Below are 26660 nucleotides of genomic sequence, written 5' to 3'. Positions count from 1 at the left end.
ACCTTTACTGACTTAACCATTTCAACTCTAGTATTCTGACAAAAAATTCCGTGCTTAGGGGTTTGGGCTCAGGCTTTAGGAAAGGGAGTCGGGAGTCGGGAGTCGGGAGTAGGGAGCAGGGAGTTGCGTAGGGTGCGTTAGGGGGGCCTTCATGTTTGGCCTCGTAGCCAGGGTTAGGTTGCTGCCCGTAACGCACCACTGCTGGGTCAAACAACTTTTAGAAGATGCACCCGATTTTGATTCAGGGAAATTGGGCGCGATGTTCCTTGGCCTTTCGGCCACGCTACGCGAACGGAACCGCTTCGCGAACGCATTATCTCCAGCACAACCGGTAGAGTTTTCTTCCTGGTCTAGTTCACAACTACATTATTAGAATTAGTAAGCCTATCTGGAATGATAGAAACAATCTTGTTTCCCGATTCCCGATTCCCGATTCCCGATTCCCAATTCCCGATTCCCTTTGCTATTAAAAATCCTATACAATTATTATTTATTTAATTCAATATAAATCATACGAGTTCGGATTGTAATTCCTTGGGTGGGAGAAGTCCAACCTACAATAAAATAATCTTCGATGGCATTGTCGATGGCAACTTTAGAGTGGTCATAAACTGGTATACCAACCTTTTTAATATATTCCTATGTTGTTTCATCAAGGCTAATAATAATCGTTTTGCAAGCAATCCGATTCATCTGCTTAATAGCTGTTGCCACGTCTTCCACAAACAGTAATGAACTTAAACAAAAAACAAAATCGGAGGAATTGCTATCAATTTCAGCGAGGGCTGTTTCAATGGGCTTGTGGATAGTTTTATACCCCCTTTGAGCCGCATAATCCAGCATCTTACTTGAAATATCAATTCCTGTATAGTCAAACTCCCCTTGCAACAATTCACTTAGGATACCTGTCCCACAAGCAATATCTAAAACACTGCCTTGATGGTGATTATGTCCATGGAATATTTTAACCGCTTCATTGACATACTGTACATTAGAACTGGGTGCCTTTAACACTTCGTCATATTTCGCAGCAAATTTATCATAATAGTCTTCAGCGCCAATTTTTGTTGTTGACATGATTAATCTTTATAAATTTAGATATATTATAAAGATTAATTATAGCATTGATCAATGGCTTTAGGTAACATGTAATCGGTAATTGGTAATCGATAATCGGTAATCGCTAAACAAAAAAATCCTGTATAAATTATCATTACTATGATCAAGGCTATAAATGGCATATTATCCATTTGAAAAAGTGGCGATAATGGGATACTTTACCTCACGATTATTCTCCAGCTTCGACAGTATAATTTTATATTCGCCGGTGAAGTGTTATACTACCGAAGGTCATAAACTCAGCTCATTAACAATCAGAACCAGTCCCCCAAAACAGCGGGAGGATAAGAGATAAAATCCGCAGTTGTGTCAAGTAGAGGAAGCAGGAAATTTTTTTTTATGAAGCTTAACTTGAATAATCACCAAGACAAATACCGTTGTATTCCTCAGCTATTTGAGGCACAAGTAGAACGAACACCGGACGCAGTTGCTGTAGTCTTTGCAGACCAGCAGCTAACCTACCGAGCCCTCAATGCATTAGCTAATCAATTAGCACACCATTTACAAACTTTGGGCGTAGAACCTGACGTGTTAGTAGGGATTTGTGTAGAGCGTTCGGTTGAGATGGTGGTGGGACTGTTGGCAATTCTCAAAGCAGGTGGAGCTTATGTGCCCTTAGACCCCGCTTATCCCCCAGAGCGCCTAGCCTACATGCTTGAACACTCCCAGGCATCGGTATTGCTAACTCAAAGCAAATTAGTCTCTCAATTACCGAAACATCAAGCTAGTGTGATTTGTTTAGATACAGATTGGGAAATCATCTCTACCCATAACGAACAAAATCCTACTAGCAGCCTGACAGTTGATAACTTGGCTTATATTATCTACACTTCGGGCTCTACAGGTAAGCCGAAAGGAGTTCAAATTGCCCATGGTTCTGTAGTTAATTTATTAAATTCTATAGGCAATTGTCCAGGCTTAAATGCTCAGGATACTCTCCTAGCCGTAACCAGTATATCTTTTGATGTTTCAGTCCCAGAAATTTACTTACCTCTACTAGTTGGCGGACGATTGGTAATAGCTAGCCGCGAAGCAGTCAGAGATCCAGCACAGTTGCTCGATCTGCTAATGGGAAATAGCGTTACCATTATGTCAGCTACTCCAGCCACTTGGCGCATGCTGTTAGAAGCTGGTTGGCAAGGTAGCAAACAACTCAAAATTATCTGCACTGGAGAGAGCTTATCACGAGAATTAGCCAATCGGTTATTAGAAAAAAGTTCTTCCCTTTGGAATCTATACGGGCCAACAGAGATTACGGTTTGGGCAACTGTCTATCAAGTAGAACCATATGTTGGCTCTGTTCCTATTGGCCAACCCATCGCCAATACTCAGATTTATTTGCTCGATTCCAATCGAGAACAAGTTTCTGTAGGTATGCCTGGAGAAATGTACATTGGTGGTTTGGGTCTAGCACGAGGCTACCTGAACCAACCGGAACTAACTAATGAACGATTCATTCCCAATCCATTTAATAATTCCAAATTAGATCGCCTTTACAAAACAGGTGATTTGGCTCGCTACCGTCAGGATGGTAATATTGAGTTTCTCGGTCGCCTTGACAATCAAGTAAAAATTCGCGGCTACCGTATCGAATTAGGGGAAATCGAGTCAGTACTCAGCCAACACCCTGAAGTCAAACAAGCTGTAGTAATGGCTAGGGAAGATTTAGGGGAGGATAAGCGCTTAGTTGCTTATGTGGTTCCTGGTGTTCGATCTCAGGAAACAGTAGAAACCGCTCAGCAAACTGAGCAATGGGAAGAAATTTGGGATGAAGCTTATAGCCAACCAGAGAATGATATCGATCCTACCTTTCATATTGGAGGCTGGAACGATAGCTATACAGGGAAATCCCTTGACCCTGAACAAGTACGGGAGTGGGTTGATTATACAGTAGAACGGATTCTCGCCCTGGAACCCAAACGATTGCTAGAAGTTGGTTGCGGTACTGGATTGCTATTATTTCGCATTGCACCTCAGTGTGAGCATTACTGCGGGACGGATCTTTCCGGTGAAGCAATTCGCTATCTCCAAAAACAGCTTAACCAAACTAAGTTAGGTGAGTCAGTTCAGCTCCGTCAGTCTCCAGCAGACGGTTTGGTAGGAATAGACTCCCAAGCTTTTGATACAGCTGTTATCAACTCTGTGATTCAATTCTTCCCCAATATTGATTACTTGGCAGAGGTTTTGACGAATCTGGCACAGTCATTGCAGCCCGGAGGCTCTATATTTGTAGGGGATGTTCTTAGTCTTCCTTTGCTGGAGGCTTTCCATACATCAGTTCAGATCTATCAAGCTCCTACTTCCCTCTCTACCATAGAACTACGGCAGCTGATCGAGAAACGTCTTAGCAAAGAACAGAGATTGATCATTGACCCAGCTTTCTTCTTTGCTCTTGGGGAGTTTCTACCGGAAGTTAGTAATGTAGAAATTATCCTTAAGCGGGGACACTATCAAAATGAATTGACTCGCTTTCGGTACGATGTGATTCTCCATTTAGGCAAAGAGGTTAAGGCTCCAGCAGTTCCGCCCCTATGTCTTGACTGGCTCAAAGATAGACTTACCTTGTCTGATGTCAAAAAGCAACTGTTGGAAACAAAGCCTCAAATGCTGGTAGTTAATCGCGTTCCCAATGCTAGGATTTGGTCAGATGTGCAAGCGTACGCTACTTTAGCCAGTCCTAATTGTCCTGGGAGCGTAGGGGAGTTACTAGACCAGCTGCAGGAGAAGGGAATAGAGCCAGAAGACTGGTGGTCGTTGCAATCTGAGATTCCTTATGCCATTAACCTGACCTGGAGTGGAAATGCTGCCGATGGTTACTATGATGTGGTGTTTAAGCAACAGGGTTCAGAGGCAGTCTTAGATAGCCAAATTACTGTACCTAGGGCAGATTTGGGCATCAAACCTTGGAGTACTTATGCTAACCAGCCCAACCTAGTCCAGAAAAATCCCCAATTGGTGTCCCAAGTACGCAATTTATTACAAGAACAGCTCCCGGATTATATGATTCCTGCTGCTTTTGTAGTTTTGGAAGCATTGCCTCTGACACCTAGTGGTAAAGTAGATCGACGGGCTCTACCTGCACCAAATAAGTCTCGTCGGGATTTAGTAGTTGATTTTGTTGCTCCTCGTACTCCCACAGAAGAGATATTGGCCAGTATTTGGGCTGAAGTGTTGGGATTAGAGGAAATTGGTATTTACGACAACTTCTTTCATTTGGGAGGAGATTCAATACAAGTAATCCAACTGCTGTCGAGAATCAGGAATACTTTCTCAGTAGAGTTGCCTTTACACTACTTGTTTGAAGACCCTACCATAGCTAAACTCAGCCAGAAGATTCTAGGCACCACAAGTAAACAGAATCAGCTGCTACCTCCGATACAACTGGTTGCTAATAAAGAAGAATTACCCCTATCTTTTTCTCAGCAACGACTGTGGTTTTTGGAACAACTCCAACAGAAAAGTTCTGCCTACAACGAGCAAACTGCTCTACATCTGCGTGGCTGTGTTGATGTGACTATCCTAGAACAAGTCTTAACAGAAATTTTCAACCGTCATGAGGTTATGCGTAGCAACTTTACGATGGTGGATGGTTCTCCAGTAATGGTTATTTCACCTCACCTCAACATAACGTTACCCATCGTTGATTTACAACAGTTGACCGAACCCGAACAATTTGCCCAGCTCCAACAGTTAGCAGTTAAAGAAGCTCAAAATCCTTTTGAACTGTCTGAAGGGCTGTTGTTGAGAGTAAGTTTATTGCGCCTAGCTGAAGAAGAGCATGTCCTACTACTGACCATTCACCACATTATCTGGGATGGTTGGTCAATGGGAGTATTTATTGAGGAATTATCGGCACTTTATTCAGCTTTTTGCTCACAACAACCCTCCCCACTATCAGAACTGCCCATCCAGTATAGTGACTTTGCCAGTTGGCAGCGTCAGTGGTTGACTGGACAGGTGCTGGAAAATCAACTGAACTACTGGAAACAACAGTTAGCTGGAATACCAACACTGCTAGAATTGCCGACAGATCGCCCCCGTCCTCCGGTACAAACTTCCGAAGGTAGTAGCTTGGATTTTGAACTCAATGGTGAGTTAACTCAGAAACTGCAAGCCTTAAGTCAAGGAGAGGGAGCAACATTGTACATGACACTACTGGCAGCTTGGGCAACGTTACTTTACCGCTATAGTGCTCAAGAGGATATTGCCATTGGTTCTCCTATTGCTAACCGCACCCGCCAAGAAATTGAACCCCTAATTGGCTTTTTTGCTAATACTCTAGTGCTGCGTAATGATTTATCAGGTAATCCCAGTTTCTTGGAGTTACTGGCTAGGGTGCGTAACTGTGCTTTAGATGCTTACGCTAATCAAGATGTGCCCTTTGAGCAATTGGTAGAGGTCTTAAAACCAGAGCGCTCCCTCAGCCATAGCCCTCTATTCCAAGTAATGTTTGGGTTTCAGCAAGCCCAAATCCAGAAGCAAGAGTTGGCTAGTTTGACCTTAACTCCTTTGTCACTAAAAAGCGCTATAGTCAAGTTTGATTTGACCCTGTTAATGGAAAAAACTGAGTCGGGAATTGAGGCCAGGTTAGAATACAATAGCGATTTGTTTGATCAGCAAACTATTATCCGGATGGTAGGGCATTTCCAGACTTTGCTCGCAGGTATTGTTGCTAATCCACAAGCACAAGTTTCAAGGTTACCGTTACTGACAGCAGCGGAACGCCAGCAGCTATTGGTGGAATGGAATAATACCGATAGTGACTATCCTCAAGATAAATGTGTCCATCAGTTGTTTGAGCGGCAGGTAGAAAAAACTCCCGATCAAGTAGCCGTGGTGTTTAATGGGGAGCAACTAACTTACAAGGAATTAAATCAAAGAGCTAACCAACTAGCACATCACCTGCTTTCACTCGGAGTTGAACCAGAAGTATTGGTAGGTATTTGTGTGGAACGTTCCATTGAAATGGTAGTGGGACTGTTGGGGATACTCAAGGCTGGTGGTGCTTATGTAGCCCTGGACTCCAATTATCCAGCAGAACGTCTGAGTTATATTTTGGCCGATTCGGGTGTGGAGATGTTGTTGACCCAACAGCAGTTGTTGTCATCTTTGCCATCACATACTGCACGGGTGGTTTGTTTGGATAGTGATTGGAGAACAATAGAGCAACACACTCAGGAGAATCTTGAGGTTGGGGTAGGTTCGGATAATTTGGCTTATGCAATCTACACTTCTGGTTCTACCGGACAACCCAAAGGAGTTTTAGTCGAACACAAAAATGTGGTTCGTTTATTCGCAGCCACTCAGTCTTGGTATCACTTCAATGCCAATGATGTTTGGACTAATTTCCATTCCATTGCTTTTGACTTTTCAGTCTGGGAAATCTGGGGAGCTTTATTTTATGGTGGACGGCTTGTGATTGTCCCCTACTGGATAAGTCGAGATCCTCAAAGCTTCTACGACTTGCTGTGTTCCGAGAATGTAACAGTACTCAACCAAACTCCATCTGCTTTTCGCCAACTGATTCAGGTTGAACAATCGAACAACACACAAGCACAACTAAATTTACGACTAGTTATTTTTGGTGGAGAAGCCTTAGATTTACAGAGCTTGAAGCCATGGTTTGAGCAGTATGGGGATAAAAGTCCACAGTTAGTAAATATGTATGGTATTACAGAAACAACTGTGCATGTTACTTATCGACCTCTAACCATAAACGACCTTAACAGCAACGGCAGTGCGATTGGTTGTCCAATTCCCGATTTACAGATGTATATCCTCGATGAAAACTTACAACCAGTGCCTATTGGGGTAACAGGGCAAATGTATGTTGGTGGAGCAGGTGTCACGCGAGGGTACTTGAATCGCGAACAGTTGAATAATGAACGGTTTATTCCTAACCCATTTAATCGTAAACAAGAAAGTAGGCTTTATAAGACGGGAGATTTAGCCCGCTATTTGCCCAATGGTGATATTGAGTATAAAGGTCGCATCGATAACCAGGTTAAAATTCGCGGTTTCCGCATCGAACTTGGAGAAATTGAAGCTGTCTTAGGTCAACATCCAGCTGTGGGGGAAACAGTGGTTGTAGCCAGGAAAGACCAAGCTGACCAAAAACGTCTGGTTGCTTATATTGTTTCCAAGCAAGAACAAGAGCTAACTAGTAGCCAATTGCGACAGTTTCTGAAACAAAAATTACCGGATTACATGATTCCCTCTGGCTTTGCATTCTTGGAAAAACTCCCTTTAACTCCCAATGGCAAAATTGATCGCCACGCCTTACTTGAATTAGATACATCTAATCGACCTCAAGAAGCTGGGTTTGTTTCACACCGTAATTCCTTTGAATTGCAACTGTCTCAAATTTGGTCTGATCTCCTTAATGTCAACCCAGTTGGAGTTAACGATAACTTCTTCGAGCTTGGAGGTCATTCCCTGTTAGCAGTTCGTCTCATGGCTCGGATTAAGCAGCAGTTTGGAACTGATTTACCTTTAGCTAGCTTGTTCACGGAACCCACTATTGAAAACCAAGCTAGTCTTCTGGTCAATACCACTGAAAACCAATCTTCTTCTCCCCTAGTTCCTATTAACAAGGTAGGAAACTTACCTGCTTTGTTTTGTGTTCATCCGGTTGGGGGCAATGTTCTTTGTTATGCAGAGTTGGCTCGTTATCTAGGAAATAACCAACCTTTTTACGGGTTACAATCCCCTGGTTTATTTGGTGAGTCTGAACCATTAACCCGAATTGAGGATATGGCCACTTGCTACATTGAAGCCTTGCAAACTATTCAACCGGTCGGGCCTTATTATTTAGGAGGTTGGTCATTAGGAGGTATTATTGCTTGGGAAATGGCTCAACAATTATCTGCTGCTGGGGAGGAAGTGGCTCTTCTAGCATTAATCGATAGCTATTCACCTGTTGCTATTGACCGACCAGAACAGGTGGATCAACAGATGATGGCAAGCTCTCTAGCTCAGGATTTAGGTAGTGTTTTTGGTACAGAACTGCCGATTGCAGTTAAAGACCTTAAGCTTGGAGGGCTAGAGCAGCAATTGCAACACATCCTTCGGGAAGCCAAAGGGCTCAATATCTTGCCACCGGAAATCGGTATTGAGCAGATGCGTAAGTTATTTGGAGTTTTCCAAGCCAACCTCATGGCTATGTATCGCTATCAACCCCAGCCCTATTCTGGTCGGATTGCTCTATTTTGTGCCAGGGAGTTAGAAGCAGAAGACCGAGGTTGGCATGAGCTAGCAGTAGGTGGTCTAGAAACTTACAGGATTCCTGGTGATCATTATACTATGATGCGCTCACCCGATGTTGAGATTTTAGCTAAACAGCTACAGCTTTTAGTTAGAGAGTGAGTGATGCTCTAGACTGCACACCAAGTAAAAAGTAAGACTATTCTGAGCTTTTTTGTTCAATGTAAATCATACGAGTTCGGATTGTAATCCCTAGGGTTGGAGAAGTCCAACCCACAATAAAATAATCTTCCATGGCATTTTCGATGGCCATTTTAGAGTGGTCATAAACTGGAACAACAAAGTTTTTAATATATTCCTCTGTTGTTTCATCAAGGCTAAAAATACTAGTTTTTCTGGCAATTCGATTTATGTGTTTGATCGCTGTTGCGGCGTCTTCGACACACAGTAAAGAACTTAAACAAAAAACAAAATCGTAGGACTGGCTATCAATTTCAGCTAGGGCTGTTTCAATCGGCTTGTGGATGGTTTTATACCCCCTTTGTGCCGCATAATCCAGCATTTTACTGGAAATATCAATCCCTGTATAGTCAAACTCACCTTCCAACAATTCACTTAAAAACCCTGTCCCACAAGCAATATCTAAAACACTGCCTTTCTGGTGATTATGTCGATTGAAGATTTTAGCCGCCTCATTTACATGCTGTGCATTACAACTGGGATCTTTTAACACCTCGTCATAGGTAGCAGCAAATTTATCATAAAATTCTTCAGCCGCAATTTTTGTTGACATAGTTCTTATTTTCAAATTTCGATAGAGTATACATCTTAATTATCTTAGAACAAATCGGGCTAGTGGTAAAGATGTGCTGATTTGGCTATGGTAAGCGTCAAGGTAACGGGAGCTAAAATCACTTTTGTGTACTACTAGCTGAGAGCTGAGAGCTGAGAGCTGAGAACTGATAGCTTACTTGTGTCTCCTCTAAGAATTAGCCGTGACAGCAGCAATACGCTTCAAAATACCCAAAACATCATATAAATAATTGCCAGGATTCCAGATATCAAAGGCTTTTGATAAAGCATAGCGTCGGGTTTCGCCTTTAACTAACTTGATAAATATAAAGTTAGCACCATTAGTAACAAGACCAAATGTTGGTTGCTCTGTTTGGGGACTCTTGAGCATGTAAACTAGTGCTTGAGGAATTGCTGGTTGTAAGGAAACAGCAGAACGTTTGGACTCAATAACGGCTATCCAAATTGGTTTGCTAGCGTCTTGATGCAGTCGCTCATGGGGGAGACCCCCAAGACCGCGCTGCATCGCCACCAAAATATCAATACGTCCTTTGATAATTGTGTCTTCATCTTTATCTTCAATGGGTAAAGACACTTCATACTCTGCTTTAACTTTAAAAGGCGGTTGGTAAAATCCGGCCAAATCCAATAAAGGAGAAACAACAACCATTTTAACTAGGTCTTCTAGTACCAAATCTTTAGACAAGTACTTGTAATTCGCTTTTGCTCTATCGAGCATTTGCCTTTCTAGTTCACTTAGTTGGGGGAGGTTTTCCAGGCACTCTGGAAAAAACTCCGGCTCCATTACTTCTTGGAGCTTAAATTTATCTTCTACGTCACTAAGGCTGAGTTTTGATGGATAAATAATAGTAGCCATAATGATTTTTTTTACATAGTCATATTTAAATTATATCTTAAATAAAACCTGTGGCGGTAGTGGTAAAGATGTAGTGATTTTGCTACAGTCTTGTCAAGGTAACGGGAGCTAAAATCACTACTTGTCTTCCACTACCGCATTTCCTGCGCTCCTATGGATATAGCGTTTGTATTTGAGATGTAAACCTAGGAGGTCTTTTTTTCTTGGACAATAAAACTGAGGATCTCTTTCCCCTCCTGGGAGGGGTTAGGGGTGGGTTGCTCTTGCCTTTTGCCTCTTGCCTTTTGCCTTTTTCGGCAATTCGTGTGTTTACAACCCAGATACAAATGCTATAGTTATCCAATATGTTCACAAATATAAGACCACATTAAATCAGATGACTCTTGAACCACTGGTTTCCCAGAGTGGGTTTGGGCTTCTTCTAAACCAGTAACATTTAATGTGTTAATCTCAGATAACACTCGCTTACCATCGTCATCGACTAATGTATCGAAGCCAAAAATGACTATGCCTTGCTCCAAGAAACTAGGAATAATGGTTTCGGCAATTCTGATTTCGTCTTGATCCGGTTCGCCAACAGTTGTAGACCCCCCTGCTGACATATTGCAGATCCAAGAGTCTTCTTTAGGAATCCTGAGGAAACCTCCTGTAACTTTACCATTCACCACTAGCACTCTTTTATCACCTTTGCTGTAATTTTTTAAGTACTTCATGGCTAAATAGTCACCACTATCCCTTAAGCTTTCTTCAATGACTGACTTGTATTCATCAAGGGAATATTGCTTATTTCCTTCCCAAGCCTGGTCATCAACTATCCTGATAATCCCTTTACCTCCATAGCTGCGCAGAGGTTTTAAAACGATGGGAAACTTTTGGTTAAATTCTAAAATTTCCTCCAAAGTACTACAAAGTTTCATGGGTGGACACAGTTCTGGAAAGTTCAGAAGCGATGCCTTTGTATCTGTTTTTTTGATTCCTGATGGACGATTAATGATTTTATCTTCCGGTACATGACTGGTAATGAATTCAAAAAAATCATCGGGTATTGGTCGGTCTATCCTGAGAAAAATTAAATCATGATCGTTGAGGTCTGTTTTGATGCTAGCATTTAAGAATTGTTCCCCGTTTTCTTGAGGAACAAAGTTATCGTCAACCAACAAGCTCATTAACTCAGTGGAAGTATAGTCATAGAAAAATTCCTTATTTTTGGGGTTTCCCCTGCTTGCCACTTTAATAGAGTCACAAACAGGATGTTTAGCCATAGTTCTCAGTAGGGGATAGATTGAACTTATTCCCCCGTGGGTATGATGATCAGTAATAGCTAGTATTCGATACTTTTTATTGGTCATGAAATAATTCCGGTAGTTTGGAAAACCCCGATTTTCTTCGGTGGAGGACGTATGGCATTTGCCTTTCGCCTAGGCAATTATAAGGCTTCGTGGCAGTTGTGGGGAACAGGGAGCAGGGGAAGGGTGGGAAGTGTGGGGAGGGTGGGAAGTGTGGGGAGGGTGGGAAGTGTGGGGAGATGGGGAGATGGGGGAGATTCTTATTAAGGGCAATTATCCCGACATTATATATAGTTTATCATAGCTATGAGGTACAAAAATTTAATTTCCTTATTACCTATTACCTGCTTACTGCTTACTGCTTATTGCTTCCTTATCCCTGTTCCCGTCTTGATGCAGTCGCTCATGGGGGAAACCCCCAAGACCGCGCTGCATCGCTGTTCCCTGTTCCCTGTTCCCTAAAACCCAGAAAATTGTACCTCATGAGGAAAGATAATTGCTATAAAAGCAACCCGATTGAGAATTGCTATAGTATGATGACATCTGTTTCTGGAACCAGCTGCTAATGGTAAAGATAGCTTACTTACCTTTGACTCTCGAAGAGTTTCTGGAACTCCCAGAGACTAAACCCCCTAGGGAATATATTAACGGTGAAATTAGCCAGAAACCAATGCCTAAAACTCGCCACTCCAGACTTCAGAGCAAGTTGACGAGTACAATTAATTCTGTTGTTGAGAAACGGCAAATTGCCTACGCTTTCCCAGAGCTACGATGTACTTTTGGCGGACGGTCAATTGTTTCCGATATAGCAGTTATTCCCTGGAACCAAATTAAATTTGATGATGAAGGGGAGCCTATAGATGATGTGTTTATTGCTCCAGACTGGACTATTGAAATTATCTCTCCAGGCCAGAGTTCAAACCGAGTGACAGGTAACATTTTACATTGTCTAAGACATGGTTCTCAACTAGGATGGCTAATTGATCCTTATGACCGCTCGGTCTTGATTTTTCTACCTAACCAACAACCGGAATTGTGTCAGGGAAGTGACTCTCTAGTGGTGTTAGATGGTATCGAGCTTCAGTTGACAGCAGAGGAAATTTTTTGCTGGTTGAAAATGGGAAGTTCAGCAACCTAAGGGAGTAGGGAGTAGGGAGTAGGGAGTAGGGAGTAGGGAGTTTTGATTAAGCTCAATTAAGGGCGATGTTCCGTTCGCGCAGCGTCTGGCACTGCCAGTAAGGAACCGCTTCGCGATTGGCCGTAGGCCACGCTACGCGAACGCATTATCTACCCAACAACCGGTAGAGTTTTTCTTCCGGGTCTATAGGGTTGATCATACTGTTGAAGGTTAGTCGGTTGAAGGTTAGTCGGTTGAAGGTTAGCTGGTTTAAGGTTAGCTGGTTGTTCGCCTTTGGCGTTCCCGAAGGGTAGGTTGTCTGTCAGAATGCAGAATCTAGAATGCAGAATGTAGAATGTAGAATGCAAAATGTAGAATTCCAAATTCTCAATTCTCAATTCTCAATTCTTAATTCTTAATTCTCAATTCTCAATTCTACATTCTTAATTCAAATACTCCCTACTCCCTAAAAGCCACAAGGAAGTTCAAACTGCTATATTACCAACTATTGACCAATCAGGAATCCCATAAAAGAACTATAAGACACAGTAAAGGTACTTTTGTCTACACCTTCTAATCTGACATCGACACGGTCTTTAGGATCTAATTTCATCATTGCTGTAATCGATTGTGCTGTGGAATTTTTAATCAGCCCAGGTTCAACCACAATAATCGTTGTATTATTGTCATTACTATCACCATTATTATAAATGCCCACAATCACACCATCGCCCTGACCATTCCCTCCTGAAAATTGTAATGTGGCAGCAAAAAAGTAATAGCCTGATCTGGGGGCGATAAACGCATTGCTTTGATCATCAAAAACCTGGTAATGGTCATTCTTTTCAACAAATTATATGACATGGGTTCCTGAACTTTTAATATTTTGACCATCAAATTTTATGTCTGCATAAAATTTATATCCTGTTGCTGTGCCTCCGTCTGCAACAACACCCTGACTAATTTTGTTATCAACATAGGCTTTTACCGCCCTTTCGGTGGGTACGGCTGAATCACTGTTACCTTTAAGATTTTGATCATTGGAAAACTCATTGACTGCTACACCCAATTGCAGCTTCAGATTACCATTAACATCTAGATTTGCCTGTGGACTGGTTTTGTTAATACCAAGTCTGCCATTATTGGTATTGAAGTGCATCTTGATATTGTTAGAATTATCCTCAGGATTATTAAAATCACGGATGTAGAGATTATCATCAACGGCTATATAAGCCTGTCCACCGTAACGATAGAAGGCACCATCTTTATTTATATGCTGAGTGCGACTAAATCCACCCACATCAAGGGCTTGGGTCTTGGTAATCCCAGCAATGGTTAGGTTACCGGCAACTTGAAGGTTGCTGTTATCTAGAATGACTTGCCCAGTGCCTTTGGGACGAATCACAATATCTTGGCTAGCATTACTGCCAATCGCTTCAATACGGTTATAGCCAATCCCAATGCCTTGGGTGAGATTTTGGGCATAGAAGGCTCCAATATCAGCAGTTATCTGATTGTGGCTAGCTCTAACTCTGAGTTCACCCAGTTCAACATGAAGTTTCTTCTCTGGAGTGTCTATAGCGATACCAACATTGCCATTAACACTCAGGTCTTCGGCTATGTTCACACCATTAGCTATTTCCAGTTTCCTGGATGAATTTTGCGATCGCACTGTGCCATGAAAGGTAATCTGATCTTCATCCTGGTCTCCCAGTAACACATCTCCCGGTTGATGTTCAACGTCCCGAGCAATTACATCGCCTCGAAATGTTACATTTCCCTCTACCTCTAGATTCCCGGAGACTGTCACTGCTCCATTTAAATGGGTATCTCCCCCATCAACCTTAAGCTTGTAATTCCCTGGTTGTGTTGTGCCAATCCCAACCTTACCCTCAACGGTCAGGTTTTCCGAGACGTTTAAGGCATCCGCTATCCGCAGTGACCCAGATGAATGTTGCGATCGCACTGTGCCATAAATAGTCACTGTATCTTGATCGCTATTCCCTAGGGTGACGTTATCACTGACGGTTAGAGCACTCTCAATGGTCAAGGAGCCAGTCATGGTACCCCCGGATTGACTCACTACTCCAGTCAAGGGAGAGAAAATAGCGCGACGGTCTTCTACCAATTCCCACTTGCTGCCATCACAGCGCAGTAGGGCTAAGGGAGAGTAGTGATGACTAATGCCGTGGGGATGGGCTTTGTCTTGACTCCATTCAACGGTCTGTGAGGTTCGCGTCGGAATCAACCAATAATCCCCAGTTCTGTAGTTTCCGGATTCAAACTTAACTTCTAGGTCATTGTTTAACTGGATATATCCTTCATTACCTTTTCCATTACCGCCAACAGCGCCCGTAGGGGTTCCCCTTGGGCAAAATCTCGCTGCCGGTAGATCGCAGGTAATAGATTATATAGCCCCTCGGTTGATTGGTTCATCTTAGGAATACCATTGGTTTTTCACCAGGGAGCTCATCGAGAAACAGGACTTACGCATGCCCCCGTTGGTCCCCCACTGTCAAAAAGCGAAGCATCCGCGCTCTTCCCCCCCAGTATTGGGGGGTTAGGGGGGCAGGGGACTTTGACATCATTCCCCCCCAAACTTGGGGGGTTAGGGGGGCAAAACCAACTAAACTTCGTAAGTCCTATAAAAACTCAACAGTCAAAAATAACAGGATTTGATCAGATGCGCATCTTATGGTATTAAACAAAATCTATTCTCAATAAGGGGAGCAGCAAAGGTAATTGATAATTCCTGAAACCCTTATCTATCAAGATACACGAGCTTGTAAATCAAAAAAAATATCTAAAAAGCCTAAACTCCTATAAAATTAGAGTTTGGGCAAAATTTAAGATCTGCAAAGCCTTTGACCATACTTTAGCTACGGTTTCCACAAAGGGGACCATTGAGCTGTTTGCAGTTACTTGCAGCAAAACACAACAGGGCTACTCACACGTAGTACCGGATTAATCTGTAAACCATTAGTTGGAGGTGCAGCGGAAAGGGGCTGAGTGCGGTATTGCGTCCACACCTTGAAAGCCCCGTGCTAACTCTCACCCTTAGGGTGTAAGTGGTGTATTCTGCTGCGAAAATTTTGATGAAAAAAATCCGTATTGTTCTGTGGGCGGCACTATTGTCTTGTGCCATGCTCATGATTCCACAGCCAGCTCAGGCGATTGAAAGCGTAATCGAGCCGGTCAGTTACTTTGATACTGGCACAGAGGATTGGATCGTTGTTGACCTCAATGATCAAGAATTTGACCCCGAACAGTCTAAAATCTGTGGATTCATCACTGGTGGTTACATTCATAATGATGATCAAGTCGGTGATGGACCCTACGATTACGTTGCCCCCGAGAAGTTTGTTGGTGACAAATCCAGTTTTTTCAATGGAAACCTCAGGTTTTCTGTTCAGGTTAATTTGGAAAATAGCGATCAGATTACCGAGGATATCAATAGTTTAAATAACAGTTTAACAAATGGTTTAACCATAAGTGGTGGTGGTTTGGAACTACAGAACCATGTATCGACGCCCACTATAGACCAATGGACTCCCTACACCATACCTCTGAATGCAGAGGGTGGATGGATAAAAACTGACAGCAATGAAGCAGCGACGAATTTAGAGATAATGCAAGTGCTGACAGATTTGGATTATTTAAAGATTAATGGCGATTGGTTGACAAATACCAACAAAGACCGTTCCAGTCTCGACGAAGTTCGCTGGGAAAACTGTGGATCTCTCTACGTCTATGAACCCCCAAATAATTCTGCCCCTGTAGTGGCTAATCCCATTGGCGCTCAAAGCATTAACGAGAATGAGCCTTTTACCCTGACAATTGGGGAAGCAACATTTAGCGATCGCGATGGAGATAGTCTGAGCTTTAGTGCAACCATACCGAGCTGGTTGAATTTCGATGGCACTACGTTCAGTGGTACTCCCAGTAGCGAGGACATTGGCACAACCACAATTACTGTAACAGCGTCTGACGAGCTATGCAAAACTGTCAGCAATGGGTTTGAAATTCAGGTTAACCATGTTCCCGTGCCTACTGAAATTGCTAATTCAGTGGAGGATTTTTCTGACACTCAAGGAGAGCATAACTGGTTCTATGGCTACTACGATGGTTCCCTGACCAGTGCTGATTTCCATGAAATGCAGCAATACACTAAGGGGTCCTGGAAAGTGAAGCAAGGAAAATACTGGACTGAGCTATCTAGCACTATTGCTCATCCCAACGGTCCCAAAACCAGCGGTAGACGGCAAAGGGTTGAGCAGTGGGGAGTTCGTCGCTGGGTTAGTGACATTGAGGGGGAAGTTACGTTCAAGGGTCACCTGGCCAAGAAAGACCGTCGTACTGCCAGCGATGGTGTGATTGCCTATATCTTTGTTGATGGTACTAAAATTTGGTCTGATGCAATCGATGGCAGGGATGGTTTTGGGGTTGATTTCACTGTATCCAGCACAGTGCAAAAAGGGTCGGTAGTTGACTTTGCCCTGGCACCTGGCAATAGCGACTTTTTTGATAAGAGCATATTCACTATGAGCATCATTGGTTTGTTGTAGAGCTTAAGCAGTCAGCGGTCAGCGGTCAGCGGTCAGCGGTCAGCGGTCAGCGGTCAGCGGTCAGCGGTCAGCGGTCAGCGGTCAGCGGTCAGCGGTCAGCGGTCAGCAGTCAGCGGTCAGCGGTCAGCGGTTATGGGAGTCAGGAAATTAAGTACTGACTCCCTTGGCACCAGCTAATTCTATTTTTGGTTAATAGCTTGATTCAGCAACAGCGCGATGGCGAAGCGGTTCCAAAGGAACATCGCGTTTTTTTAGTTCACGATCAACCTAAGATAGACTTTACAGATGGATGCACCAATTCATCAGGGACTTGGTTCGGCTCAATGTATTCATTAATCTCACCCTGATTGTCAAGATAGAAACTTAAGGCATCAAATACTTGCGCCAGAGTCAAATGAGTTAGATGGTTTAGAATTTCTTCTGGCATAATACCCAAGCGCCATAAACCAACAATAGCACGCACAGATGTCCGAGTGCCGATGATGATTGGTTCTCCGTTCAAAATTTCCGGATTACGAGTAACGTAGCGCGAGATCGTTTTAGCAGTCATAAGGCTCTTTGCTTTGGGAAACCAGTGCTATGTCTAATTTACCAATAAGATCTAAGGTCAGCTGACGTTAGCACAAGCTAATTCTATTGTTCGTTCATAGCTTGATTCAGCAACAGCGCGATCGCTTTTAGCGTGGCCTACGGCCAATCGCGAAGCGGTTCCAAAGGAACATCGCGTTTTTTTACTTGACTGCTTGGTGATGTGGTTTTGGCATTTGGGCTGGGTAGTGATGATGCGTTCGCGTAGCGTGGCCTACGGCCAATCGCTACAGCCAACTCCTAACCTATCGCTATTTGTAGTGATATTTTTATCATATTTCCTTCTAATTGACAATCAGTATTTCGACGTATTTTTATCAACTATTAATCTTAATTTTCTCTTAATTATAAGTAAAACTTATAAGATTATTTTTTGACAAAAAAATAACTTATATAATCTAGTTTTTTGATTTTTTGTGCTTAGACAGACTAGTAAAGGGTAATGGGTAATGGGTGAATCTCAAAGTTGGCAATCAATAACTCAGGGAACGGGATTATAAGGGTTTAAGCCTGATAATCCTAGTTTTTTTGTAAAAATGAGATGCACCAAGGGTAATTTATAAACGTTATCCCCGCGAACTTAGAGCTGATTTGTAAAGATAATATAAAGGGAACTCAATGACGGGCTGATTAGCCTGTAACCTATATAAGGATTATGAGTTGTACACTACCAAAGTGCGAAGCGATGATTTATGGCTCGTTCTTTCGTTTTATGACTCGCCGATTAGCTTCTTAAGCTTTTATTTACAAATCAGCTTTAAACTGTCGGAGTTTTTCAATAAAAGGAGGAGGATTTTTACGCTATTTATGAGGTAAATCCTGTAGGAAAATAGCTTACTATTGCTCAGGATAAATTATCTACCCCACTCTTCGCCACCTGGTAATTCAGTTAAATAATCATCTAAAACTGCTGGCAGTTCTTTAGCTGAATAGCGGTAAGTCAGACTAAGTAAACTATTGGCAGTCAAAATCAGCTGTGGTTTATCCAGCCTCTGGGAAAGTTGAGACCGCCTTAACTCTCCATTGAAAACTTCCAGACTAGCAGGAGCGATCGCTGCTTCTAGTGCTTCCTCTAATCTGGGCTGCCATTGTTCAGGTTTAATATAATAGGAAGTCTTGTTATCTTTAAGATTTAGCTTTTTAATTTCCAGAATTGAACTGGCAATTGAAGCTGCCCAAGAATTGGTTAAACGCTGCTCAACTTGATTTTTAATTAAGTGGATAAATAGCCTGACTAGGAACGAATCAATATTACGCAAAATTGCCTGTTTACTCATCCCTTCTAATTCATCGACAATTGCTAAAGCATCTGCGTATCGTCCTTCTACAATGCTAGTTTTGAGGTCTATAAGTTCTTGTGTCATAGGTAAGGACAAAATTTGGGTGTTAGGGAGTAGGGAGTAGGGAGCAGGGAGCAGGGAGCAGGGAGTAGTTAATTCAAAATAGGGAAGTTTGATAACATTACTATTATCAAATTTTAAAGTAGAGGCATAAAACTAATTTGGTTTTGATATTCATCTAACTAGCCTCTACTGTTTTAGTCTTTTGATAGGCAGCCTCTTTTTCAGCTTTAAACTGTCGGAGTTTTTCAAGAAAAGGAGGAGGATTTTTACGCTGTTGTTCGCGCATTTGATGACTCCACAGTATATATGTCATTTGACAGACACGATCGGTTTACCTACCAAGCACGGGGTTCAAAATCAGGGGCATTGCTAATCAAAACACTTTCCCCCGCTTGTTGGATCACAAATAACCCCTGGTTATAGGCAAACTTATCAACATCCCCATCAATTTCAATGGCAGCCACAGCACCATACAGACGATAGTTTTTGTAATGGGGCATGATTGTCTTAAATTGTTCTAAATTAGTCAGGAATTGTCGTAGATTCTTCTGGGTCAGGCGAGATTTTACTTCCACCGCCACTGCCACATTGGTATTGACTGCCAAAATATCGATTTCCAGGTTCTGAGATCCTGCCCTTGCCTTTACCCGTTGGAATATGGCAGTGACCAAAATCCCCCGTTCTTGAAACAGACGAACCACCGCAGGAGCCACCAGGTTCTCCACAAAGTTGCCCCAGCGACTGGTCAAGGCATTAACGGCCTGATTCGTCTGAGCCGCAATAGCTTCCACGCGAGCCAGCCGTCGATCCGCCTCAGCCGCCCGTCGATCAAATTCAGCTCTTGATTCAGCCAGGTTCTGCTGAAATTCATGGCGAGACCGTTCTAAAGACTCCCGCAGAATTCGCTCAGTTTCCTGACGTTGACGTTCGCTCTCTTGAAAGAGTTTATAGAAGTCATCTAAGGTAATTGAGTCAGTCATGGCAGGGCGTTATCCAGGTCACTTAATCGAGTTTAGCAAACCCCGTAGAAGCAGTGCCTTTTGCCCGGTGACTTATCTTTGAAAAAAGAAAGTGCGATCGCAACATCCATCGCGATCGCATCCCATAGTTATTCAAGCAAGAAGTGAGTAGTAAGGTATGTTCATAACCCACCCATCCCATTAACAATTCCCTCTTCTTTCTTCCCTGTTCCCGACTCCCGACTCCCGACTCCCGACTCCCGATTCCCGACTCCCGATTCCCGACTCCCTAAAATCCTAACCCAATCGAGATTCAATAATAGCGATCGCATTAGCAATGCCATCTTCATCCCGGATTTGTTTCCCCAAGGCTTCAGCATTTTGCCGAATGGTCTGGCTTGTCGTCACTTCGCGGATAGCAGTAGCCAGCTTCTCGGCAGTCAACGTCTTCTGGGGAATCGGTTTACTGCCCACACCAAGGGCATGAACACGCTCGCCCCAAAAGGGTTGGTCCCCAAAAAAGGGACAAATGATAGTGGGACGACCTGCCCGTAAGCCAGCAGCGGTTGTGCCAGCCCCACCATGATGCACCACTGCCGCCATACGGGGGAAAAGCCAATCGTGGGGAGCGCTATCAATTTTGAAAATGCTGTCTGGCAAGTCAGCCACTGCCAAGCCACCCCAACCGGTAGCAATAATACCCCGCACATTGGCTTGCTGTAACCCTTCAATCACAATTTCCGTCAACCGCTGGGGATCTCGTCCAGCCATACTGCCAAAACCGACATAAACCGGAGGATTACCAGCATCAAGGAAATTCTGTAACTCAGCCGGTGGTTGCCATGTATCTTGTTCCTCTAGAAACCAGTAGCCGGTTGCCATCACACTCTCAGGCCAATCCGTAGCTTCATCGCACACAAACTTACTGTAACAATATAAAACCGGAATCTGTTCACCGGTAGTGGTACGCAGAATATTAAAATCCCCCCGTTGGGGTGGCAAATCATGGTCAGCTCGCCACCTTTTAACAGGTTTGCCTGCTGAAAACTCCATTAATCGATTGACGAAGCGATAGGTCAGTTTGTTATACCAGCCCCCTAAAGGCCATTTCGGGAAGCCCATGTTAGGAAATTCAGCGGTAGGCACCAGCATCGGCAAAGGAACCGCCATGATCACTGGAATGCCCAATTTTTCGGCGAAATGAGGGCCCCCATAGGTTTTGGGGTGGAAGATGATCAGATCAGGGTTGGCTTGTTGTGCGGAATTCCAACTATCCTTAAGCATCATCCGTTGCATGGGAGCAACTTGTTTAGATAACTTGCGAGTCAGTTTGATGGTTTCCCAGAGGTTGGTCGTATTTTCCATGGCATCCCGACCTTGATCTGAATTGATCAGCTTGATCATCTCATCGTTCATATAGCCATAAGTTAAGCCATGCTCCCTGATGAATAATTCAAAACTGGCACTGGTACAGACTGTGACGGTATGTCCTGCTGCTTTTAAACCTTTGCCCAATGCTACATAGGGCTGGACATCGCCACGGGAACCGAGAGTTAGGATAAATACATGCATAGGTCAGTTATCTGGTCAACAGCAATGGAACATGTATCAACCTCTCAAACACACACAACAGCAGTTTGTGGAGGAAGCATCATCCAAGAATTCCTCTTAATTATAAATATTCCATTATAAACATGGAGTGGTAATCCGTCTATTGCCCCCCTCACCGTAAGTCCTGTTTTAATTTTCAAGTTTGAATTTACAATGGATATGAACCCAAAAATACTGCTTTCAAAGTCGGAGACCAATTAGCTGCTCAGATGGAGAAACCCGATGCCTCGTAATACTCGTAATAGTAAAACGGCGTTTACTTAATTTTTCACAATGATATGGAGTAAGGGATGAAATACGTTTTACAGATTTTTCAAATTATCAAATACCCCTATGTCAAGCATGCACTCATTTTAGTAACAGTACTATTATTAATAATTCCTGACCTCATAGAACCCCTTATTATTCAGAATATTTTCGATAATGTTTTTCCAAACAAAGATATTAATTTATTATTTTTAATGGTTTTAGCTTTTGGGGTAGCCAGGATTTTTTGGTTTTTACTAAAAATATTTGAGGACTATTTATCTGCTTCTTTTGGCCCGCAAATAATTTTTAGAATAAGACAAAAATTATATTCTCATATTCAAAAAATCGATTTTATAACCTACAGTGAAATACCGAATGGTGAACTGGTATCAAGATTACTTAATGATGTTAATTATTTAGAACATTTTTTATTAGTAGTTTTCCCGAGTACAATCGAAAATATATTAATTGTATGTTTGATAAGTATATTGTTATTTAAGTTTAATTGGCTTTTAGCTTTAGTATTAATTCCCCTATCATCTTTATTGAATTTGGCCTATAAAATTAAAGAAAAAGAGATAGAGAAATTAAGCGCTATCAATCGAAAATATATTTCTGAATTTCAAAAATTTTTTAACGAAAATATAGAACTACACTATTTGATAAAGGTGTTTGGTTTAGAAAAAAATAGATTAATAAAACATACCAAAATTACCCAAAATTATATAAGGAATAATATTAAATTTGTGACGTTATCCAAACTAGTAGAATCTTTGGGAGAACTTATACCTCTAACTTCAAAAATTGTTTTATATGGATTAGGAGGATATCTTCTCATAAATAATCAACTTACCTTAGGTAGTTTAATTGCTTTTGACTATTTATTGGGTCTTATTGTTGAGCCTTTATCTTCTGTTTTTAAGGTTAATCTAAAGTTACAAGCTACCATCCCAGCTATCAAAAGGATTCTGGAATATTTAGAACTGGACACAGAAAAAGAAGGAGATTTAACAGTCAACAAAATCAATTCCTTTAAATTTGAAAAAGTTAATTTTGAATACCAAAAAGGTCAACCCATTTTGAAAAATCTCACTTTTGATATCAAAGCAGGTCAAAACATCGCTTTTGTAGGAAATTCCGGTGCAGGAAAAACTACAATAACTAATTTATTATTTAGATTATACAATCCCAAAGAGGGTTCGATCAAGATTAATGATATTGATATTAGCTCTCTAAAAATCAAATCATTAAGGCAAGCTTTAGGAGTCTGTTCTCAAGATACATTGTTATTTAATACAACAATCAAAGAAAATTTAAAGTACGGAAACTTAAACGCAACAGACCGAGAAATTATAGAAGCTTGCCAGCTGTCACATATTCATCATTTTATTGAAACTTTACCAGAAAAATATGAAACTATAGTTGGGGAAAGAGGCATAAAACTTTCTGGAGGACAAAAGCAGAGGCTTGCAATTGCTAGAGCAATCTTAAAAAATCCTCAAATTTTAATTCTGGATGAAGCCACATCTCATCTTGATAGTGAATCAGAAAATATTATCCAAGAATCACTTAAAACAGTTGCCGAAGGTAGAACGACAATAATCATTGCTCATCGATTATCCACAGTGGTAAATTGCGATCGCATATTTGTTTTGAATCAGGGCAAAATTGTCGAAGAAGGAAAACATCAAGAACTCCTTAAAAGTCAAGGAATTTATTATAAACTTTGGCATGAACAATTTAGATTTGATCCGATTCAGTAACTCTTCTGAGTATTAGTCTGTCTTCTGGATATGCTCCGAAGTCTTTTGTTAGTAAGTAGGAATTATTTGGGGATTTAATGGCTAAATAATCCTTAGCCTGTTCCCAAGACTCCAATCTTTGCATCCAATGCCGATAGTACATCATAGCGACAGTTCTAGCACGGGCAGCTTGTGCTTTAGTAAAGAATAAGTTTTCATTCAGTTCAGTATCTATACTCATTAGATTCATGAACATATTTTTGGCATGCAGATTTTCAGCAAATTTTTTATCCCAAGGCCAAATACTGGCTTTTTTGATATTAATCGGATTCCAGATGGTATCTGGAGCTATCCCCAGGCAAGGCTTATTAAAATCTTTACCATGTTTACCAAGGTGATACAGTTGAAAACAATGTCCTAATTCATGGCTAAGAGTACTACCAGCTTCACAGTCATATTTTTGATTAAGGTAGTTGGCTCGATCGTATCCTAAAGTATCAACAATCAGGCACAAAAAACCAATTTTTCGAGGATAAAATTTGCGGCGATATCGGATTTGGGGCAAATTGGCATAACCCCCAAGATTGCGTCTGGATAAATCCCGTTGCATTAAGATCGCAACATTAAAACAGTTTGGGGATGTGGTAATTTCATCAATCCACTTTCCTTTGTTTGTTTTCACTGGATTGCGAGTATGGACTTCGGAAATTCCAGTTAATCGAAACCGAAATCCCATGGCTCCAATGCGGTCAATACAAGTTTGGTAAAAATCCGAATAAGGTAATAAATAATTGCGCAGATGTTCTTTAGCATACTCTGCCCCTTCCATAGAAAATTCAAAATTTACCTTTTCCAGATTCTTTTCAATTAACCATTTCAAGTAAGCTCGATCGTTATTCTTTTTGATTGAGTCATAATCTCTCTGAATGTCGTAATTATGATTGGGAAGAAACTGTCGTAAGTCATAGGCTAAAATCTCTGGGTGGTCGATCAGATCTATGATATAGTCTTCTTCGCTAAAGTTAACTAGATAAAAATGAATTGGAAACTCCCAAATATAGGAATCATGGATAGGCAGCAGATCCGGAAATTTTTTTTTCCGAGTTAGCTCCATGATTTCTAGGAAGTCTGCAAATGATTTGGAGCGGAAATATTGATACAGAGTGAATTCCCGACCCTCTTGTTGATAAATTCGCTGATTGAAGAATGTTTCATTAACTCTAAAATCGTAAGCAAAGAAGATATTGATAAATTCCTCGATACTGTTGTAAAATTTACCCCGAATGCGATCGGTAATTTCTGCTATTCCTAGATAACAGTTGATTAAAGGATCTAATTGATTGATGTCTAGGGTTAGAGGCAATTTAGGCATTATCGCAGAAAGCCGTTGTTTAAATGTAAGCCAAAGATATTTTGTAACAGATACTTTTGAGCCAGATTGAACTCTAATTTATAATCAAATATATTTGAATTAATTTAATATATCTATCGAATTTTTATTATATTATTGTCTGCTGTCGTAAAGCATCTCGTTTCTCTTTCCAATTGCAAATAATCGGTTTCATGGTTTCCGATTTCATGTATTTTTCCCCTTTTCTCGCCTCCATTCTTTCTAAGAAAGAATCAATATTGGAAACATTCATAAAATCATGGGACAAGGAAATAGAATCTGATAAAGTTAAGGTTTGATGAGACCAACCATTTGGTAAAATTAATACTTCACCTGGTTCGAGCACAAAATCATAAGGCGCAGATGCGTTCATATAAAGCGGATATTTAACTAAATCGGGATTGGTTAAGTCAACTTGACCATCGTACATCCACTTTGTATCTTCAGGTGGGTGAAGTAGCCACCTTTTGCGACCGGAAATTTGAGCAGAATACACATGCTGTCCTAATCTATCCGTATGATTGGCAATCCCAGAACCTTTAGTTCCCATAAAAATCCAGGTCAAGGCATTTAATTCTTTTTTAGGTAGCTCTAAAATCCAATCTTTTTCCTTGTTGTTCAAGGGTTCAATTGTATCAAAATCTTCAGCAAGGATGTCATAAAAGTCATCCAGACACCACATGGAATAATGGGGTTGGTCGAAGTTGCTTTCCAGATACTTTCTTAATCGTATTTTTTTAGACTTATCGTCGTGACCATGGAAATACTGAATGAAAGCATTGCCAAACCTCTCTCGAAAATAATCTAAATTCCACTTGTGCAGAGCTGGCCAATGATTGATTTGATTCTGGAGAATAACTGCTTGATGAGGAATGAGGTATTTTTCTAACAACTCTTCAAAAGAAATGGAGTAATAAATACGCTCAATAGGAGTCGTTTTTCTTTGGGTAAGTTGAGCAGCCCAATTTGCTTTAATTGACTGACTGGCGCGATAAAATGTCTCTACTTTAGGATCGATATGGTGAGATTTATTGAGTTCGGAAATATAATGGTGATAATTTGTCTCATTGACAAGATCGTGGGTAATAGAAATAGAATCTGATAAAATTTCAGTTTGATGCCACCACCCAACGGGAATAATTAAAATTTCACCAGTTTCTAAAATGAAGTCGAGGGCTTTGGCTTCCTTGAAATTAGGGTATTTTTCAATCGATTCTTCTCGTTTTAACCAGTCAGCTTTACCCTCATACATAAACTCAGATTCTTCTGGAGGAGAAACAATCCAGCGCTTTGTGCCCATAATTTGAGCTGACCAGAGATGAGTCCCCATACTATCTTGATGATTCTTAATGCCCGTGCCAGTATTGCCAATAAAAATTACATTCATGTCCCCATGAATAGTTTTGGGAAGATCCAATAACCAGTTAAATTTAGTATCGGAAAGAATTGTCCCGGCAAGGGGATAATCTGGGGAGAGTATGGGAAATAGTTCTTTGGTATATAGGCTAGAGTATAATATTTCTCCCTGTTGCATTTTCGCAAACATTTTTTTCAATCTCATTTGAGATGACTTAGCTTCGTTGCCAGAAGGGAAAACATTGGTATAAATGTTACCATACTTTTCCTGAAACCAGGAAAAACTCCACTTCTTGCTTGCTTCCCAGTCATCAATTAGACCTCGAATGATAACCGGTTTTCTTTTATAAAGATAATCATCAATAATTGTGCGACTAGTTACACTAGCATCTAGGTAATCTATGCTTTCGTTAGGATAGTAGTTTTGGAGGATTTTTTCGCCTTTAGACATGGGATTTATCCT

19 protein-coding genes and 3 pseudogenes are annotated in these 26660 nt (G+C 41.4%); 5 read left to right on the top strand and 17 right to left on the bottom strand.

The window, feature by feature from the left end; genetic code table 11:
• Positions 1 to 4 precede the first annotated feature (4 nt).
• Together F6K64_RS19445 and F6K64_RS19440 are read right to left on the bottom strand one after the other, a co-directional pair.
• Positions 5 to 214 (bottom strand): hypothetical protein, encoded by a 210-nt coding sequence (locus F6K64_RS19445; RefSeq protein ID WP_287266060.1) that lies wholly within the window; start codon positions 212 to 214, stop codon positions 5 to 7.
• 425 nt (positions 215 to 639) lie between these two features.
• Complete coding sequence (locus F6K64_RS19440; RefSeq protein ID WP_287266058.1) at positions 640 to 1077, bottom strand: class I SAM-dependent DNA methyltransferase; 438 nt, start codon at positions 1075 to 1077, stop codon at positions 640 to 642.
• Positions 1078 to 1467: 390 nt separating this feature from the next.
• Between F6K64_RS19440 and F6K64_RS19435 the strand changes: the two are divergent.
• Positions 1468 to 8484, top strand: a pseudogene (locus tag F6K64_RS19435) (amino acid adenylation domain-containing protein); the annotation flags it as partial.
• A gap of 37 nt (positions 8485 to 8521) precedes the next feature.
• Here the strand turns inward: F6K64_RS19435 and F6K64_RS19430 are convergent.
• From F6K64_RS19430 to F6K64_RS19420, 3 genes are all read right to left on the bottom strand, one after another.
• On the bottom strand, positions 8522 to 9115 hold the full coding sequence (locus F6K64_RS19430; RefSeq protein ID WP_071102725.1) for a class I SAM-dependent DNA methyltransferase: 594 nt from the start codon (positions 9113 to 9115) through the stop codon (positions 8522 to 8524).
• Between the two features lie 189 nt (positions 9116 to 9304).
• Positions 9305 to 9991, bottom strand: a complete 687-nt coding sequence (locus F6K64_RS19425; protein ID WP_287266051.1) for a restriction endonuclease subunit R — start codon at positions 9989 to 9991, stop codon at positions 9305 to 9307.
• Positions 9992 to 10326: 335 nt separating this feature from the next.
• On the bottom strand, positions 10327 to 11340 hold the full coding sequence (locus tag F6K64_RS19420; RefSeq protein ID WP_287266048.1) for an ATP-grasp domain-containing protein: 1014 nt from the start codon (positions 11338 to 11340) through the stop codon (positions 10327 to 10329).
• A gap of 502 nt (positions 11341 to 11842) precedes the next feature.
• On the opposite strand from F6K64_RS19420, the gene F6K64_RS19415 reads away from it, so the two are divergent.
• A complete protein-coding gene (locus tag F6K64_RS19415; protein WP_287266047.1) occupies positions 11843 to 12415 on the top strand; it encodes a Uma2 family endonuclease in 573 nt (190 codons plus the stop codon).
• A gap of 149 nt (positions 12416 to 12564) precedes the next feature.
• Here the strand turns inward: F6K64_RS19415 and F6K64_RS19410 are convergent, their stop codons facing one another.
• From F6K64_RS19410 to F6K64_RS19395, 4 genes and pseudogenes are all read right to left on the bottom strand, one after another.
• Complete coding sequence (locus F6K64_RS19410) at positions 12565 to 12777, bottom strand: hypothetical protein (RefSeq protein WP_287266045.1); 213 nt, start codon at positions 12775 to 12777, stop codon at positions 12565 to 12567.
• A 122-nt stretch (positions 12778 to 12899) separates the two neighbouring features.
• Positions 12900 to 13211: pseudogene (locus F6K64_RS19405) on the bottom strand (C1q-like domain-containing protein); the annotation flags it as partial.
• Positions 13212 to 13247: 36 nt separating this feature from the next.
• Positions 13248 to 14642: a bactofilin family protein gene (locus F6K64_RS19400; protein ID WP_008190251.1), complete on the bottom strand. Its 1395-nt coding sequence runs from the start codon at positions 14640 to 14642 to the stop codon at positions 13248 to 13250.
• 56 nt (positions 14643 to 14698) lie between these two features.
• Positions 14699 to 14830 (bottom strand): hypothetical protein, encoded by a 132-nt coding sequence (locus F6K64_RS19395; protein WP_008190253.1) that lies wholly within the window; start codon positions 14828 to 14830, stop codon positions 14699 to 14701.
• 659 nt (positions 14831 to 15489) lie between these two features.
• Between F6K64_RS19395 and F6K64_RS19390 the strand changes: the two genes are divergently transcribed.
• The gene (locus F6K64_RS19390) at positions 15490 to 16959 is read left to right on the top strand and encodes a putative Ig domain-containing protein (RefSeq protein WP_287254360.1); all 1470 of its coding nucleotides are present in this window, start codon (positions 15490 to 15492) and stop codon (positions 16957 to 16959) included.
• A gap of 64 nt (positions 16960 to 17023) precedes the next feature.
• Positions 17024 to 17110 (top strand): annotated as a pseudogene (locus tag F6K64_RS38295) (hypothetical protein); the annotation flags it as partial.
• 111 nt (positions 17111 to 17221) lie between these two features.
• On the opposite strand, the gene F6K64_RS19385 reads toward F6K64_RS38295, so the two are convergent.
• The 6 genes from F6K64_RS19385 to F6K64_RS19360 all read right to left on the bottom strand — a co-directional run bounded on the left by F6K64_RS19385 (position 17222) and on the right by F6K64_RS19360 (position 21421).
• The gene (locus F6K64_RS19385; RefSeq protein ID WP_008190258.1) at positions 17222 to 17509 is read right to left on the bottom strand and encodes a DUF433 domain-containing protein; all 288 of its coding nucleotides are present in this window, start codon (positions 17507 to 17509) and stop codon (positions 17222 to 17224) included.
• An 892-nt stretch (positions 17510 to 18401) separates the two neighbouring features.
• Entirely contained in the window at positions 18402 to 18911 is a 510-nt protein-coding gene (locus F6K64_RS19380) for a DUF29 family protein (RefSeq protein WP_008190260.1), read from the bottom strand.
• A gap of 314 nt (positions 18912 to 19225) precedes the next feature.
• Positions 19226 to 19870: a hypothetical protein gene (locus F6K64_RS19375; protein WP_008190263.1), complete on the bottom strand. Its 645-nt coding sequence runs from the start codon at positions 19868 to 19870 to the stop codon at positions 19226 to 19228.
• A 22-nt stretch (positions 19871 to 19892) separates the two neighbouring features.
• Complete coding sequence (locus tag F6K64_RS19370; RefSeq protein ID WP_154659964.1) at positions 19893 to 20051, bottom strand: hypothetical protein; 159 nt, start codon at positions 20049 to 20051, stop codon at positions 19893 to 19895.
• Positions 20032 to 20193 (bottom strand): hypothetical protein, encoded by a 162-nt coding sequence (locus F6K64_RS19365; protein WP_154659965.1) that lies wholly within the window; start codon positions 20191 to 20193, stop codon positions 20032 to 20034. The genes F6K64_RS19370 and F6K64_RS19365 overlap by 20 nt, the downstream gene beginning before the upstream one ends.
• The gene (locus F6K64_RS19360; protein ID WP_287266043.1) at positions 20147 to 21421 is read right to left on the bottom strand and encodes a glycosyltransferase; all 1275 of its coding nucleotides are present in this window, start codon (positions 21419 to 21421) and stop codon (positions 20147 to 20149) included. Before F6K64_RS19360 ends, F6K64_RS19365 begins: the two co-directional genes overlap by 47 nt.
• Before the next feature lie 329 nt (positions 21422 to 21750).
• Between F6K64_RS19360 and F6K64_RS19355 the strand changes: the two genes are divergently transcribed.
• Positions 21751 to 23472 (top strand): ABC transporter ATP-binding protein, encoded by a 1722-nt coding sequence (locus F6K64_RS19355; protein WP_287266041.1) that lies wholly within the window; start codon positions 21751 to 21753, stop codon positions 23470 to 23472.
• On the opposite strand, the gene F6K64_RS19350 is transcribed toward F6K64_RS19355, so the two are convergent.
• On the bottom strand, positions 23450 to 24823 hold the full coding sequence (locus F6K64_RS19350; protein ID WP_287251320.1) for a bromodomain-containing protein: 1374 nt from the start codon (positions 24821 to 24823) through the stop codon (positions 23450 to 23452). The two genes, F6K64_RS19355 and F6K64_RS19350, sit on opposite strands and share 23 nt — an antisense overlap.
• Positions 24824 to 24950: 127 nt before the next feature.
• Complete coding sequence (locus tag F6K64_RS19345) at positions 24951 to 26648, bottom strand: cupin-like domain-containing protein (RefSeq protein WP_287251319.1); 1698 nt, start codon at positions 26646 to 26648, stop codon at positions 24951 to 24953.
• Between the last annotated feature and the right edge of the window lie 12 nt (positions 26649 to 26660).

The organism is Moorena sp. SIO3A2 (genome assembly GCF_010672265.1).
Taxonomy (GTDB): domain Bacteria; phylum Cyanobacteriota; class Cyanobacteriia; order Cyanobacteriales; family Coleofasciculaceae; genus Moorena; species Moorena producens.
This window is presented reverse-complemented; position numbering and strand designations above follow the sequence as displayed.